The sequence below is a fragment of the Bacillus sp. 522_BSPC genome (assembly GCF_001076885.1).
GTDB classification, from domain to species: domain Bacteria; phylum Bacillota; class Bacilli; order Bacillales; family Cytobacillaceae; genus Niallia; species Niallia hominis.
Map to the genome: position 1 here is coordinate 1 of NZ_JVDT01000009.1, position 14,138 is coordinate 14,138.

A 14,138-nucleotide genomic window follows, 5' to 3' on the forward strand; every position below is an offset into this window, starting at 1 on the left:
CTCATAACCCGAAGGTCGCAGGTTCAAATCCTGTCCCCGCAATCAAACAATGAAAAAAATCCTTAGGAATAACCTAAGGATTTTTTTGTTCGTCTAAGAACCTCCAAAATGGAGAGACTGTGGATATCTAAGTTAAACAGACTGATAAATGAATGAAAAAAAGTATAATAGATTGATTTGAATGGATATTTTGTATTTCTTTTAGGATTATGAAACAAACTATTCTGTTTCCTCAAAAAAACAAGGAGACTTGCTTTAGACTCATAGGTTTATTGAGTATAATAAAAGATATACCATTATTAAATTTAATATTAGGAGTAATTTATGAAAAACTTTGAGTGGAAGGCAGATAATGTGGAAGAGACGATTAGTTTTGCTGAGCGAATTGGCTTGCTTTTAAAAGCAGGGGATGTAATTACTTTAGAAGGGGATCTTGGCGCTGGCAAAACAACTTTTACAAAAGGAATCGCGAAAGGATTAGGAATAGCTAAAACGGTTAATAGTCCAACCTTTACAATAATAAAGGAATATCAAGGGATATTACCGTTATATCATATGGATGTCTATCGATTAAAGGATAGTGAGGAAGATTTAGGCTTTGAGGAGTATTTTGAAGGGGATGGAGTTACTGTTGTGGAATGGGCCCATTTAATTGAGGACCAACTGCCAATAGAATTTTTGCAAATTCAATTGTTTTATGACGACACTTCAGGAAGGAAAATAGTTTTATTCCCTAAAGGTTCTCGCTATATGCAATTATGTAAGGAGATATTTGAATGAAGATATTAGCAATAGATACGTCAAATTTTGTTTTAGGTATTGCTTTATATGAAGATGGAAAGGTAATTGGGGAATATATCACTAACCTGAAAAAGAACCATTCGATTAGAGCGATGCCTGCGATCGAGCAATTAATGAAGGAATGTGATATAAAGCCAAAGGATCTCTCCAAGGTTGTAGTAGCAAAAGGACCTGGATCTTATACAGGCGTTCGGATTGGGGTTACGATTGCAAAAACACTTGCCTGGACATTAAATATTCCATTAGTAGGTGTTTCTAGCCTAGAAGTACTTGCTGCATCTGTAGGACGATATTTTGATGGTTATGTGTCTCCACTATTCGATGCTAGAAGAGGACAGATTTATACAGGGTTATATCATTTTACAAGTAATAAAGTGGAAATAATAAAAAAGGATCAATTGATTTTATCTACAGATTGGGTTCAGCACCTTGCTCCATTGAAGAAAAGCATATTATTTGTTGGGAATGATTTACCTCTTCATGAAGAAACCTTAAAGGACGGATTAGGTGATCTTGCTTATTTAGCAGATGGAGTGGATTTTAATCCGAGACCTTCTATCCTTGCTATGTTAGGAGAATCAAGGCCAGCTGAAGCGATACATATGTTTACACCTAATTATATACGGTTAGCAGAGGCAGAGGCAAATTGGCTGAAAGCAAATAAAAAAGAGATAAAGGAAGACAGGGGATAATGTCAGCATTTGAATTTCGCTATATGACAGTTGCGGATATCGATGATATTTTTAAAATCGAAATGATTTCTTTTACTACTCCTTGGAGTAAAGAGGCTTTTTATAATGAGCTAACACAAAATCGATTTGCTAAATATATTGTAATCCAACATGAAGAAGGGCTTGTCGGGTATTGTGGAGTATGGATTGTTGTAGATGAAGCTCATATTACAAATATAGCTATTCTGCCAGAGTACAGAGGAAAAAAGCTCGGTGAAACGTTACTTATAAAGATAATGGATGAGGCAAGGCAGCTTGGTGCTACTTCTATGACATTAGAAGTCCGTGTGACAAATATGGTGGCACAAAATTTATATAGAAAACTAGGATTCCAAAACGGTGCAATTAGAAAGAAGTACTATACAGATAAACAAGAAGATGCTTTAGTAATGTGGGTGAAATTATGAAAAATAATAATGATTTGATTATATTGGGTATGGAAACAAGCTGTGATGAAACAGCGGTTTCTATTGTAAGAAATGGATCGGAAATCCTTTCAAATATTGTAGCTTCTCAAATTGAAAGCCATAAGAGATTTGGTGGAGTCGTTCCAGAAATTGCTTCAAGACATCATGTGGAGCAAATTACGCTTGTAATAGAAGAAGCGCTCTCCCAAGCGGATGTCACTTATGAAGAAATCGATGCAATTGCTGTAACAGAGGGACCAGGTTTGGTAGGAGCTCTTTTAATAGGAGTGAATGCTGCTAAAGCAATAAGTTTTGCACATGATATCCCACTTGTGGGTGTACATCATATTGCTGGGCATATTTATGCCAATCAACTTGTGGATAAATTAGAATTCCCTTTATTAGCACTAGTGGTTTCTGGTGGGCATACAGAATTAGTATTAATGAGAGAGCATGGTCATTTTGAAGTTATTGGAGAAACAAGAGACGACGCTGCTGGAGAAGCCTATGATAAGGTTGCGCGAACACTCAATCTTCCTTATCCAGGTGGCCCTCATATTGATCGACTAGCGACAGAAGGGAATGCTGCTGCTGTAAAGTTGCCAAGAGCATGGATAGAAGGAACCTATGATTTTAGTTTTAGTGGATTGAAATCAGCAGTTATCAACACTGTGCATAACGCTGAGCAACGTGGAGAAGTTATTAGACCTGAAGATTTGGCAGCTAGCTTTCAGGAAAGTGTTGTGGAAGTATTGGTATCAAAGACTGTCGAAGCAGCAGAGCAGTACCAAGTGAAGCAAGTTGTATTAGCAGGTGGGGTTGCTGCTAATAAAGGACTTAGAACTGCTCTTATGGATAAGTTTAAAAAGATGAATTCCGTAAAATTAACGATACCACCATTAGCTTTATGTACAGATAATGCGGCAATGATTGCTGCAGCAGGAACCATTTTCTTTGAAAAAGGGCAGCGATCAAGATTGGATTTGAACGGAAACCCAGGATTAGATATAACAATCCACAATGGAATGGAGTAAGACTTTGGCACTATATGCGTCACTGTGAATAAATATGATGTTATATACATACGCTGTGGATAATGTGAATAATTTATTATGTATTTGTGGATAATGTGGGTAAATATGTGGAAAGTTGATAAAACAATCCTTGATATGTGGATAATAATGTGGAAAAAAAGTACTGGGTAAATAAATACCCAGTACTTTTTACTTATCTGATAATTCGGTCCATTCATCCATTAACCGTTCGATTTGATCCTTTAACTGTTCAAGGCTTTTATTTAACTCTAAGACCTTTTCGTGATCTTGGAAAATTTCAGGTTCGCATAGAAGAGCTTCCTGTTCTGATACTTTTATTTCTAGCTCCTCAATAGTTGTTTCTATTTCTTCAATTCTTCTTAATCTTTGACGTTCTAATTTTTGCACTTCCTTGCTCATTTGGTAAGAGCTTTTCTCTTCTGTCCCTGTATTTTGTGCTTGTTTTACAGCAGCATTTGCTTCTAATGCCTGAATTTCTGCTTGCTCCAGCTTCTTTTCCACATAATAATCATAGTCGCCTAAGAATTCTGTGGATCCACTCTTATCTAATTCAATCACCTTTGTTGCAATTCTGTTAATAAAATATCTGTCATGGGAAACAAAAAGAATGGTACCTGGGTAATCAATTAAAGCATTTTCGAGTACTTCTTTACTGTCTAAGTCTAAATGGTTTGTCGGCTCGTCCAAAATTAAGACATTTGGTTTTTCCATCATTAGCTTAGATAATGCGAGACGTGCCTTCTCTCCACCACTTAATGAATTTACTATTTTTAAAACATCGTCTCCTGAAAATAAGAAATTGCCGAGGACAGTACGGATATCTTTTTCAGGTGTCAGTGGAAAGTCATCCCATAATTCATTAAGGACTCGTTTATTAGAGGTAAGTTCTGCTTGTTCTTGATCGTAGTATCCAATCATGACATTTGAGCCAAGTGCTATCGAACCAGCATGTTTTGGCAGCCTATCAATGATTGTTTTTAATAGCGTTGATTTTCCAACACCATTTGGGCCAACTAGGGCAACACTTTCACCTCTATTTATTTGGAAGGAAATATGCTCAGATACTGAATTATCTTTATAACCAATGGAAAGATCATTAATTTTTAATACATCATTTCCTGTTTGTTTTGTAATTTCAAAGCCGAAGGAAGCAGATTTTTCATTGCCGTCTGGACGATCGATTCTATCCATTCTGTCCAATGTTTTTCTGCGGCTTTGTGCTCTTTTGGTAGTAGACGCTCTTGCTAAATTTTTTTGAATGAATGTTTCTAGTTTGGCAATTTCATCTTGTTGCTTTTCGTAAAGTTTCATTTCTCGCTCATAATTTGCCGCTTTTTGCTCAAGATAACCGCTATAGTTACCAATAAACTTTTGAATATGGTGTCTTGATATTTCGTACACTTGGGTCACTACTTTATCAAGGAAATAACGGTCATGGGAAACGATTAATACAGCACCCTTATAACCTTGCAAGTATTGCTCCAACCAAGATAATGTTTCAATATCTAGATGGTTTGTTGGTTCGTCTAGTATGAGAATATCTGGTGTAGTTAGTAGAAGCTTTGCTAGTGCTAATCTTGTTTTTTGACCACCACTTAACGTAGAGATTTTTGTACTGTAATTGAATGTACTAAAGTTTAAACCATGTAAAACGGAGCGGATATCTGCTTCGTATTGATAGCCACCGCTTTCTTTAAATTCAAATTGCAGGTGGTCATATTCCTTTAAAATTCGCTCAAAAGCATCTGGGTTTTCGATTGTATTGGGATCGGACATCTTTTGTTCCAGTTTTCTTAAATGTTTTTCTTTTACTTGAAGCTCATGGAAAACTGTTAACATCTCATCCCAAATGGAAAGGCTTGATTCCAAACCTGTGTTTTGAGCTAGATAACCTATTTCGACATTTTTGGGCTTTATGATTTCACCGGAGTCATAGGATAATTGCCCAGCGATAATTTTCAATAAGGTAGATTTGCCAGCGCCGTTTCTTCCCACTAGAGCGATTCGGTCTCTCGTTTGTACTTCTAATTTTATATTTGATAAGATAAGTTCAGCTCCAAAATGCTTAGATAGCTGATTTACTTGTAATAGTATCATTTCTTCACCTCAGGGGATTATGTACCATAAGTGTAACCTATAAATATGTTATCCTGCAATAAAAGGGGAAATGGGAAAAAAGTGATAATAAATACACATTCTCTTTAAAATAGTGTATCATTTTGCTTAGAGGTGTTATTATGGGGGAGTTTACACATTTTAATCAGGAAGGCCATGCGAAAATGGTTGATATATCAGAAAAAAGTGAAACCGCTCGCATAGCTGTTGCTCTATCTAGTATTAAAGTAAGTGAAGAAATTTATGAGAAAATCACAAAGCAGGAGATAAAAAAAGGAGATGTACTAGCTGTTGCCCAAGTAGCAGGAATAATGGCTGCTAAAAAAACAGCTGACATCATACCTATGTGTCACCCAATTATGTTGAAGGGTGTCGATATATCATTTCAATGGGAAGACGATGCGGAAGATTTTCAATTGATTATTTCCGCAACCGTAAAGACAGTCGGAAGTACAGGTGTGGAAATGGAAGCATTGACTGCTGCATCTGTTACAGCTTTAACGATTTATGATATGTGTAAAAGCTTGGATAAAGGGATGGTAATTGGCAACACCTATTTAGTCGAGAAATCAGGTGGAAAAAATGGCGATTACAAAAGAGAGCAGTAGAATAACTGCTAATTTTTATATATAGGTAGGGGATAAGTATGCATAATGAGGTAATGAAAATACCGCAGGCAACAGCAAAGCGGTTACCATTATACTATCGCTTTTTAAAAAATTTACATTCATCAGGTAAGCAGAGAGTGTCTTCTGCTGAATTAAGTGAAGCAGTGAAGGTCGACTCTGCCACAATAAGACGGGATTTCTCTTATTTTGGCGCGCTTGGAAAAAAGGGATATGGATACAATGTAAACTATTTATTATCATTTTTCCGTAAAACATTAGATCAAGATGAACTAACGAAAGTAGCTTTAATTGGTGTTGGTAATTTAGGGGTTGCCTTTTTGAAATATAACTTCTTAAAAAATAATAACACAAAAATTGAAGTAGGATTCGATGTTATAGAAGAAAAGATTGGCACTTTAGTGAACGATGTGCCTATTCATCATATGGATGATTTAGAGAAGGTTCTGCAAGAGAATGGTGTTGAAGTAGCAATACTAACGGTACCAGCACATGCAGCACAAATTATTACAGATCGTTTAGTAGAGAGCAATATCAAAGGAATATTGAATTTTACTCCTGCTCGCTTAAATGTGCCAGCGAATGTGAGAGTACATCATATTGATTTGGCTGTGGAGCTGCAATCGCTTGTTTATTTCTTAAAGCATTATCCTACGCCAGATGTAGAGGCAGAGGAAACGGAAGAATAAAAAGGAAATGCGTGTATAAGGGTGTAGCGGAAACTACATTCTTATACACGCATTTTTTTTAGAAAGAATTAAAAAGTGGCCCGTTGATTTCCACTCTTAATTATTTTCTATCATTGTTTCGGCTTTTTTCTATCTGTTTGGTTTTTTTTCAGGAAAAAGTGAAAGTTGATTAATTTTATTCCTGATCCGATGTCAAAGGTTGCCAGGATGACTAGTAAATACGTATAGAATCCCCATTCTTGATTTAATTGTAAATCGTGGATTGCAAAATACGTAAAAAGAGCTCCAAAAATAATATATAGAACTCCTGAAAATAACGGTGATCTTCTCATTTTATAAAAATCCTCCAATAAATTGTGTTACGCCCGAGTATTTTTCCTGCCATTCGATAATTTTGTCATAGTTTAATTGCAAAATTACTACGAGTGTGTTCATTGCGACATGGGCAAAGATTGGCACAAGGATTCTTTTGGTTTTTACATATAGGAATGCAAAGGTAAAGCCCATGCTTGCATATAGAAGGATGTGGACAAAATCTCTATGAGCAACTGCAAAGATTAGGGAACTAATTAGTGCAGAAATGAAAAATCCGAATCGCTGATATAGGGAACCGAAAATGATTTTACGAAATACAATTTCCTCTAGAATCGGTCCAATAATACTTACTACTATAATCACAAGAGGTGCTGCGTTGATAAGCTGCATAATTTGTTCTGTGTTTTCTGATCCTTGTTTTATGCCTAATTGCTGTTCAATGATTCCGGCAAAGCTTTGGGCAAATAAAGACAGAAATACCCCACCAATTGCCCACCCAATAGAGGAAGGAATGCTCATTACATCTGAACGCATCGGATTACTGACTTCCTTTCTTAGCAAAACAAGACAGATAATTAAGGCGATGATAAAACTAAATATTAGCCAAATAATGTTAGATTGGAATTGAATCGCTTTGGAAGCTGGATTGTATCCAAGTAAACCAGCAATAAAAAGAATGACCGGAACTCCAACAAAAGTGGAGAGCTGCATGGCGATGTAAGTTATTAAAATAATCCAATATTCTTTTTTCAAAATAAAAGCTCCTTTAGATAATTGATAGGTTTAAAAAAATGTGTGAAAGGAATATATCAATGTTAATCTGTTCTTATTATATTTGAGCAAAGAGACAATCATACTTCCTATTCTACTAATAAGCAGTGCTCTGTTTCAAATAGTAACAACTAAAATAATAGAAAGTGTGAATATTTAAAGCTTTAACGTATATACTCTCTAAGGGAAATAGAAACTAGAAAAAAATTTACGAAAAAATAAGTCTTGTCTCTTGCATTATGAGAAAAGATTAATTAATATAATAATTGTGTTAGCACTCATAGTGATTGAGTGCTAATAAGAAAATAAAATGTATATAATTTGAGGAGGTTGTTTCACTTGTTAAAGCCATTAGGAGATCGCATTATTATTGAGCTTGTTGAAACAGAAGAAAAAACTGCAAGTGGTATCGTATTACCAGACTCTGCTAAAGAAAAGCCTCAAGAAGGCAAAGTAGTAGCTGTAGGAACTGGTCGCGTATTAGAGAGCGGAGAGCGTGTAGCGCTTGAAGTATCTGTTGATGACCGCATTATCTTCTCAAAATACTCTGGTACTGAAGTGAAATACGAAGGGAAAGAGTATCTAATTCTTCGCGAAAGCGACATTTTAGCTATTATTGGCTAATTCAATTTTAACATAAGAGATTACGTAATAAAAAAATACATGAGATAACAATACTTGAGGAGGTTTTTCAAAATGGCTAAAGATATTAAATTTAGTGAAGAAGCTCGCCGTGCTATGCTGCGTGGGGTTGATGCTCTAGCAGATGCTGTAAAAGTAACACTTGGACCAAAAGGACGCAACGTGGTTCTTGAGAAAAAATATGGCTCACCACTTATTACAAATGATGGTGTAACAATCGCAAAAGAAATCGAATTAGAAGATGCATTTGAAAACATGGGGGCAAAACTTGTTGCAGAAGTAGCAAGCAAAACAAATGATGTTGCAGGGGACGGTACAACAACTGCGACAGTTCTAGCACAAGCAATGATTCGCGAAGGACTTAAAAACGTTACAGCAGGTGCTAACCCAATGGGTATCCGTAAAGGGATGGACAAAGCGATTGCTGCTGCAATTGAAGAGTTAAAAGCTATTTCTAAACCAATCGAAGGCAAAGCTTCTATTGCACAAGTTGCTGCTATTTCTTCTGCTGATGAAGAAGTAGGACAATTAATCGCTGAAGCAATGGAGCGTGTTGGTAACGACGGAGTTATCACAATTGAAGAATCAAAAGGTTTCACTACTGAATTAGATGTAGTAGAAGGTATGCAATTCGACCGTGGATACGTATCTCCATACATGGTTACTGATTCAGATAAAATGGAAGCTGTTCTTGAAAATCCATATCTTTTAATTACAGATAAGAAGATTTCGAACATCCAAGAAATCTTACCAGTATTAGAGCAAGTAGTTCAACAAGGGAAACCATTATTAATCGTTGCAGAAGACGTAGAAGGCGAAGCAAATGCTACATTAGTATTAAATAAACTTCGCGGAACATTCACTGCAGTAGCTGTTAAAGCTCCTGGCTTTGGTGATCGTCGTAAAGCAATGCTAGAAGATATCGCTGTTTTAACTGGCGGTCAAGTAATCACAGAAGATCTTGGCTTAGAGCTTAAAACAACCTCTATTGAGTCTTTAGGACGCGCTGCAAAAGTAGTCATCACAAAAGAAACTACTACAATTGTAGAAGGTGCTGGTTCAACAGAAGATATCCAAGCACGTGTAAACCAAATCCGTGTTCAATTAGAAGAAACAACTTCTGAATTTGACCGTGAAAAATTACAAGAACGTCTTGCAAAACTTTCTGGTGGTGTAGCAGTAGTAAAAGTTGGTGCTGCAACGGAAACAGAATTAAAAGAACGTAAATTACGTATCGAAGACGCTCTAAACTCTACTCGCGCTGCTGTGGAAGAAGGTATCGTAGCAGGTGGTGGTACAGCTCTTCTAAACGTATACAATAAAGTAGCTGCTATCCAAGCAGAAGGCGACGAAGCAACTGGTGTAAACATCGTTCTACGCGCAATCGAAGAGCCAGTTCGTCAAATCGCATTCAACGCAGGCCTAGAAGGATCTGTAATCGTTGAGAAATTGAAAAACGAACCAGTAGGAACAGGCTTCAACGCTGCTAACGGCGAGTGGGTAAACATGATTGAAGCTGGTATTGTTGACCCAACTAAAGTTACTCGTTCTGCCTTACAAAACGCAGGAAGTGTAGCTGCTATGTTCTTAACAACAGAAGCTGTAGTTGCTGATAAACCTGAAGAAGGTGGCGCAGGTGCTGCAATGCCTGATATGGGCGGCATGGGTGGAATGGGCGGCATGATGTAATAAGCCGCTTCACCCCTTGATATATAAGGGTTTTATGTAAGATGAGAGTGGAATGTTAACATTTTGTTAACATGAGGTTCTTAACGGAGGCTTCTCATGAGTTGAGCAAACTTGTGGGAAGCTTCTTTTTTCATTTCTTGGGTTACATGGAGATAAACATTTTTTGTGATTTGATCATCGGAATGTCCTAGTCTGTCCATGATCTGTTCGAGTGAAACACCAGCTTCCGCTAGAAGCGAAGTGTGTGTATGTCGCAAAGAATGCGGTGTTAACTCTTGGTTAAGACCTGCAATTCTAAGTAGCCTAGCCATTCTGTTTTGTACTGTCTTGATAACAATAGGGTAACCGTATTGTCGTTCCATTTTAGCAAAGATAAAGTCCTCATTATGGTAAGAATTCTCTAACCGCTTGATAACCTCATCTTGAACATTTTTATGTTCCTTCAAAGCGTCTATTTACCTCTTCATCGACAATGATTTTTCGTCGTGATTTTCTGGTTTTTGGTGTGACTAGCTGATATTCAAGAGTATTATTATTTGGATTGTAATACGTTTTAGTGATGCTAATCGTATGGTTTTTAAAATCAACATCTTTCCATTTAAGAGCAACTAACTCTCCAACTCTGATTCCGGTGTATGACAGGATAAGGAACATCAAGTGGTCTAACTCAAGCCCCTGTTCATTAGCGACCTTTAGAAACAGAAATAACTCTTCTTTTTCAAGGTATTTCGGAACTTCTTCTTCCTCCAATTGTTCAATGGTTTTTTTATCTTTTTTAAGATAAGCATACTCTGTTGGGTCTTTTTTAATTATCTCCATTTCTAAAGCTTTTCGGAAAATCATTCTCCCCGTTCGATGTATTCCCTCCATTGTGCTATCAGAATAACCTTTTTCTTTTAAATCATTTAAAGCATCCTGATATTTCTTCCTTGTTATGTCCTTTAATTTTAACTGAGCGAAATAGGGCATCAATTTACCTATTTCATGTAGTCTGACACGTATCGTTCCCGGCTTCACATCTTTTGAGTCTCTATAGATAGTAAGCCATTCTGTTGAAAAGGCACTGAAGGTTTGCTTAGTTTCTTCAACATTTATTCCTTCTTCTACCTCATAAATAAGAGTAGCAGCAGCAGCTTCAGCTTCTTGCTTAGTCCTAAAACCCCCTTTGCCTTTTTGTTTACGTTTACCTGTTACTGGATCAATTCCAATATCAATCATAAAAGCCCATTTGGAACCACAGGTACATTTTTTCCTTTTGCACTTGCACCCTCTTCTGTAAATGTGTCCTTTCATTTCACTAAGTGACCTCTCTTTCCTTTTTATTTAGGTTACTAAAATGTCATTATGCCCAATTTATACACTTTTCTTCGCAAGTGCATGGAAAGGTAAATGAAAGGGATGATAGTAAAGGTGAATGTTTAACCCAAATGATTACAATTTTTGTATAATTAATTTGAAAATAGTGACTGTTAAAAAGGTGAAGGGATAAGATTAAACTATTAATAGGGGGATGATTACATGGAAGACTTTCCGTTACTAAAATCAATTTTATTTCCAAAAGAATATGAGTATGAATTGAGCGAGAAATTATTCAGTGATATTTGGCAAAATTTAGGTAAACCAAAGGAGTTAACAGATGGAAATGAGATTTTCAATGTTCTAGATGATGTAATAGAGAAAAGTAAGGGCTATGTCATTTTGGATCATTTTTCTCATATCAACTATGATAATATTCACAGTATTAAATATGAAGATCCATATACTTATATTTATTGGAAAGATAATAATACATATAGAGAAAAATACTTAAAAAGAACAATTAATGAAGATGAGATGATGTTTTGGCAAATGGACGGATACGCTACTTATTCATATATGATGCTTCATATTCAAAAAATTAAATTCATAGAGCTAGGTAGCCATTTGGTAATTATTTTTTTATTAAACTTAATACCTTCAAAACAAGTTAAAAAAACACTTTTGAAATCAGGCAACGAGTTAATTTCAGAAGAAAATAATAAGAATGATTTGTACAAGGAAATTATGTTTTGGGAAGGTGATAAGGAACAATGTAAAAAGCATATTGCAATTGTAAATAACCTACCTTACTATTCTTGTCTCGTTCAGCCAAAAGAAGGCTGTTTCGATACCGTTATATCAAAAAAAATACTATTAAATGAAACAATAAATGAGATATATGAACGTATGCAAAAAGTTCGTTCTACTCTTTTATCATTAAATGATTATGAGTATGACGACTTATTTTCACAAGGGAACACAATCAGAAGGATATTAGAATATGCATTGAAATTCTTGTGTATATATAGAAGTATAGAATTAAATATTGATGAAAAATATGGTCATATAAAATTAGGGGAACTTAGAAAAGAAATTAATGCAAGATACGATACGATTAGCATTACACAAGGGTTGGTTAACATAGCAAATGAACTATCGCATGATTCAGGTGAAGTTTTTAGTAAAGAGGAAGTTGTTGGATTTTGGGAAGATGTAAATGGCTTATTAGAACAAGTAAAGGAAATTTTGTTAAAGAATGTAGATTAAAAAATCAGGCTGTTTTTTAGACCTTTTAATCTAGGTGTCTACCTGTTATTTCTTATTTCACTCCCTGATTTTGTGTAATAGAAATTGCATAATTTTTATGTAGATTTAAAGCAAAGTGGTAGCACTTTGCTTTAAATAAGACTACTCATTAAATTACTAAATTTATCAGAGGCCTCTCTTTTCATTTCGTGTGTAACATGGAGATATACCTTTCTGGTAACTTCATCATCGTGATGACCTAATCTATCCATAATTTCCTCCAACCCAACTCCTGCTTCTGCAAGAAGTGATGTATGCGTATGGCGAAGAGAGTGCGGAGTTAGTCTTAAATTTAAAACAGTCTTCTTTAATGATCGGTCCATTCTACTTTCAACAAATTTAACTAGGATAGGATAGCCCGGATGACGGTAAACATTAGCAAATACATAGCCTTTGTCAAGGTAGGAGTCACCTAGATGATTAATTAACTTTTCTTGTTCCTCCTTATGTTTCATTAATGTATCAATAACTATATTATCTATCGCAATTTTACGCCGTGAACTTTTTGTCTTTGGTGGAACCAATTGGTACTTTTTTGTGTTGTTATCCGGGGTATAAGATGTTTTGGTAATATGAATTGTTTGTTTATTAAAATCTATATCCTTCCACTTGAGTGCAACTAATTCGCCAACACGCATTCCTGTGTATGATAAAGTTGTGAAAATGGCATTATCCATAAAGAGTCCCTTTTTTCTCACAGTATTTAAGAATAACGCAAGCTCTTCTTTTTCAAAGAATGCAGGTAATTCTTCTTCATCTGATTCAATAATAATTTGCTCATCTTTTTTAATATAAGCATTTGTTGTTGGGTCTATTTTAAGCATTTTTTTACTAACAGCCATTTTAAAAATCATTTTTGCAGTAGTATGGACCCCTTCAATTGTACTTCTAGAAAAATCTTGATCTTTTAAATCATTTAATGCGGATTGATACATTTCTTCTGTGATGTTTTTAAGCTTTATAGAGGCAAAGTAAGGCAATAACTTTTTGATGCTGTATTGTCTTAGACGAATGGTTCCGGGTTTGGGTCCATTTCTTTCGATATAAAGTGGTAACCAATCGTTAGCCCATTCTTTGAATAATATATCTGATTCTTTAATAAATGTACCATGGTTTACTTCCGTAATTAGTGCGGCTGCTGCTGCCTCAGCGTCTTGTCTTGTTTTAAAGCCACTCCCAAATTCTTGCTTTCTTTTACCTGTCTCTGGATCTTTTCCAACGTCAATTACAAAAGACCACATCTTTCCGCAAGTGCAATTGTTAGGAAGACACTTGCAACCTCTTTTTCTATAATGTCCTTTCATAATTATTGATGAACCTCTCTTTTCACTTTAAGCTGATTAATCCATTGCTTAAAGTCTGCTTTTTCTACTCTTTTTGATGTGCCAATTGAAAAATTTGGAAGACCGCCATGTTCAACATTTGTTTGTAATAACTCATAAATTCTTCTTCTTGAAATCCCAAGAAATTGTGAAATATGAAGTGCTGTCAGGGTATCGGGTAACGATTCCCAAGTTGTATATTTATTCGTTTTTTCCATAGAAAGAAAACCTCCAGTTATTAGTTTGTTTTGTTATATTTCTTAATTGTTGTTATGAATTTACCGGTTAAATTCTGAAACATTATAGCTTCGGATTTTGGTCATTTTAAGTATCTAGTGAAAATAATTTCAAATATTTTATGTTGTTATAGC

14 protein-coding genes and 1 pseudogene are annotated in these 14,138 nt (G+C 35.5%); 9 read left to right on the forward strand and 6 right to left on the reverse strand.

All coding sequences use genetic code 11. The features are described from left to right. Positions 1 to 324 precede the first annotated feature (324 nt). From tsaE to tsaD, 4 genes are read left to right on the forward strand one after another with little or no spacing between them, the layout of a single operon-like run. The gene (gene tsaE, locus ADJ83_RS00850; RefSeq protein ID WP_031540014.1) at positions 325 to 780 is read left to right on the forward strand and encodes a tRNA (adenosine(37)-N6)-threonylcarbamoyltransferase complex ATPase subunit type 1 TsaE; all 456 of its coding nucleotides are present in this window, start codon (positions 325 to 327) and stop codon (positions 778 to 780) included. Continuing rightward, positions 777 to 1,493: a tRNA (adenosine(37)-N6)-threonylcarbamoyltransferase complex dimerization subunit type 1 TsaB gene (tsaB, locus tag ADJ83_RS00855; protein WP_031540013.1), complete on the forward strand. Its 717-nt coding sequence runs from the start codon at positions 777 to 779 to the stop codon at positions 1,491 to 1,493. The genes tsaE and tsaB overlap by 4 nt, the downstream gene beginning before the upstream one ends. Beyond that, on the forward strand, positions 1,493 to 1,939 hold the full coding sequence (gene rimI / locus ADJ83_RS00860; RefSeq protein WP_031540011.1) for a ribosomal protein S18-alanine N-acetyltransferase: 447 nt from the start codon (positions 1,493 to 1,495) through the stop codon (positions 1,937 to 1,939). The genes tsaB and rimI overlap by 1 nt, the downstream gene beginning before the upstream one ends. Further along, positions 1,936 to 2,973 (forward strand): tRNA (adenosine(37)-N6)-threonylcarbamoyltransferase complex transferase subunit TsaD, encoded by a 1,038-nt coding sequence (tsaD, locus tag ADJ83_RS00865; protein WP_048716472.1) that lies wholly within the window; start codon positions 1,936 to 1,938, stop codon positions 2,971 to 2,973. Before rimI ends, tsaD begins: the two co-directional genes overlap by 4 nt. Positions 2,974 to 3,162: 189 nt before the next feature. On the opposite strand, the gene ADJ83_RS00870 is transcribed toward tsaD, so the two are convergent. Beyond that, on the reverse strand, positions 3,163 to 5,091 hold the full coding sequence (locus ADJ83_RS00870) for an ABC-F family ATP-binding cassette domain-containing protein (protein WP_031540009.1): 1,929 nt from the start codon (positions 5,089 to 5,091) through the stop codon (positions 3,163 to 3,165). A 140-nt stretch (positions 5,092 to 5,231) separates the two neighbouring features. Between ADJ83_RS00870 and moaC the strand changes: the two genes are divergently transcribed. Both moaC and ADJ83_RS00880 read left to right on the forward strand, forming a co-directional pair. Next, complete coding sequence (moaC, locus tag ADJ83_RS00875) at positions 5,232 to 5,717, forward strand: cyclic pyranopterin monophosphate synthase MoaC (RefSeq protein WP_048716474.1); 486 nt, start codon at positions 5,232 to 5,234, stop codon at positions 5,715 to 5,717. A gap of 38 nt (positions 5,718 to 5,755) precedes the next feature. Next, entirely contained in the window at positions 5,756 to 6,424 is a 669-nt protein-coding gene (locus ADJ83_RS00880; protein WP_031540007.1) for a redox-sensing transcriptional repressor Rex, read from the forward strand. A 110-nt stretch (positions 6,425 to 6,534) separates the two neighbouring features. On the opposite strand, the gene ADJ83_RS00885 is transcribed toward ADJ83_RS00880, so the two are convergent. Next, complete coding sequence (locus ADJ83_RS00885; protein WP_031540006.1) at positions 6,535 to 6,756, reverse strand: YdiK family protein; 222 nt, start codon at positions 6,754 to 6,756, stop codon at positions 6,535 to 6,537. A 1-nt stretch (position 6,757) separates the two neighbouring features. After that, on the reverse strand, positions 6,758 to 7,492 hold the full coding sequence (locus tag ADJ83_RS00890; RefSeq protein WP_048716480.1) for a CPBP family intramembrane glutamic endopeptidase: 735 nt from the start codon (positions 7,490 to 7,492) through the stop codon (positions 6,758 to 6,760). Between the two features lie 357 nt (positions 7,493 to 7,849). Between ADJ83_RS00890 and groES the strand changes: the two genes are divergently transcribed. Together groES and groL are read left to right on the forward strand one after the other, a co-directional pair. Further along, positions 7,850 to 8,134, forward strand: coding sequence for a co-chaperone GroES (gene groES / locus ADJ83_RS00895; protein WP_031540004.1), 285 nt, complete (start codon positions 7,850 to 7,852; stop codon positions 8,132 to 8,134). Positions 8,135 to 8,206: 72 nt separating this feature from the next. Further along, complete coding sequence (gene groL, locus ADJ83_RS00900; protein WP_048716483.1) at positions 8,207 to 9,841, forward strand: chaperonin GroEL; 1,635 nt, start codon at positions 8,207 to 8,209, stop codon at positions 9,839 to 9,841. Positions 9,842 to 9,921: 80 nt separating this feature from the next. On the opposite strand, the pseudogene ADJ83_RS00905 reads toward groL, so the two are convergent. Further along, positions 9,922 to 11,134, reverse strand: a pseudogene (locus ADJ83_RS00905) (tyrosine-type recombinase/integrase). A gap of 225 nt (positions 11,135 to 11,359) precedes the next feature. On the opposite strand from ADJ83_RS00905, the gene ADJ83_RS00910 reads away from it, so the two are divergent. After that, the gene (locus tag ADJ83_RS00910) at positions 11,360 to 12,406 is read left to right on the forward strand and encodes a hypothetical protein (protein ID WP_048716486.1); all 1,047 of its coding nucleotides are present in this window, start codon (positions 11,360 to 11,362) and stop codon (positions 12,404 to 12,406) included. 131 nt (positions 12,407 to 12,537) lie between these two features. Here ADJ83_RS00910 and ADJ83_RS00915 read toward each other — a convergent pair whose 3' ends face one another. Together ADJ83_RS00915 and ADJ83_RS00920 are read right to left on the reverse strand one after the other, a co-directional pair. After that, on the reverse strand, positions 12,538 to 13,686 hold the full coding sequence (locus ADJ83_RS00915) for a tyrosine-type recombinase/integrase (protein WP_239687066.1): 1,149 nt from the start codon (positions 13,684 to 13,686) through the stop codon (positions 12,538 to 12,540). A 65-nt stretch (positions 13,687 to 13,751) separates the two neighbouring features. Then, positions 13,752 to 13,985, reverse strand: coding sequence for a helix-turn-helix domain-containing protein (locus tag ADJ83_RS00920; RefSeq protein WP_048716493.1), 234 nt, complete (start codon positions 13,983 to 13,985; stop codon positions 13,752 to 13,754). Positions 13,986 to 14,138: the final 153 nt, after the last annotated feature.

Coding starts and splice junctions, on each gene's coding strand:
- ADJ83_RS00880 (WP_031540007.1), top strand. CDS start 5,756: ATGCATAATGAGGTAATGAAAATACCGCAGGCAACAGCAAAGCGGTTA.
- ADJ83_RS00870 (WP_031540009.1), bottom strand. CDS start 5,091: ATGATACTATTACAAGTAAATCAGCTATCTAAGCATTTTGGAGCTGAA.
- groL (WP_048716483.1), top strand. CDS start 8,207: ATGGCTAAAGATATTAAATTTAGTGAAGAAGCTCGCCGTGCTATGCTG.
- ADJ83_RS00920 (WP_048716493.1), bottom strand. CDS start 13,985: ATGGAAAAAACGAATAAATATACAACTTGGGAATCGTTACCCGATACC.
- ADJ83_RS00885 (WP_031540006.1), bottom strand. CDS start 6,756: ATGAGAAGATCACCGTTATTTTCAGGAGTTCTATATATTATTTTTGGA.
- tsaE (WP_031540014.1), top strand. CDS start 325: ATGAAAAACTTTGAGTGGAAGGCAGATAATGTGGAAGAGACGATTAGT.
- tsaB (WP_031540013.1), top strand. CDS start 777: ATGAAGATATTAGCAATAGATACGTCAAATTTTGTTTTAGGTATTGCT.
- ADJ83_RS00910 (WP_048716486.1), top strand. CDS start 11,360: ATGGAAGACTTTCCGTTACTAAAATCAATTTTATTTCCAAAAGAATAT.
- rimI (WP_031540011.1), top strand. CDS start 1,493: ATGTCAGCATTTGAATTTCGCTATATGACAGTTGCGGATATCGATGAT.
- ADJ83_RS00915 (WP_239687066.1), bottom strand. CDS start 13,686: ATGTGGTCTTTTGTAATTGACGTTGGAAAAGATCCAGAGACAGGTAAA.
- tsaD (WP_048716472.1), top strand. CDS start 1,936: ATGAAAAATAATAATGATTTGATTATATTGGGTATGGAAACAAGCTGT.
- moaC (WP_048716474.1), top strand. CDS start 5,232: ATGGGGGAGTTTACACATTTTAATCAGGAAGGCCATGCGAAAATGGTT.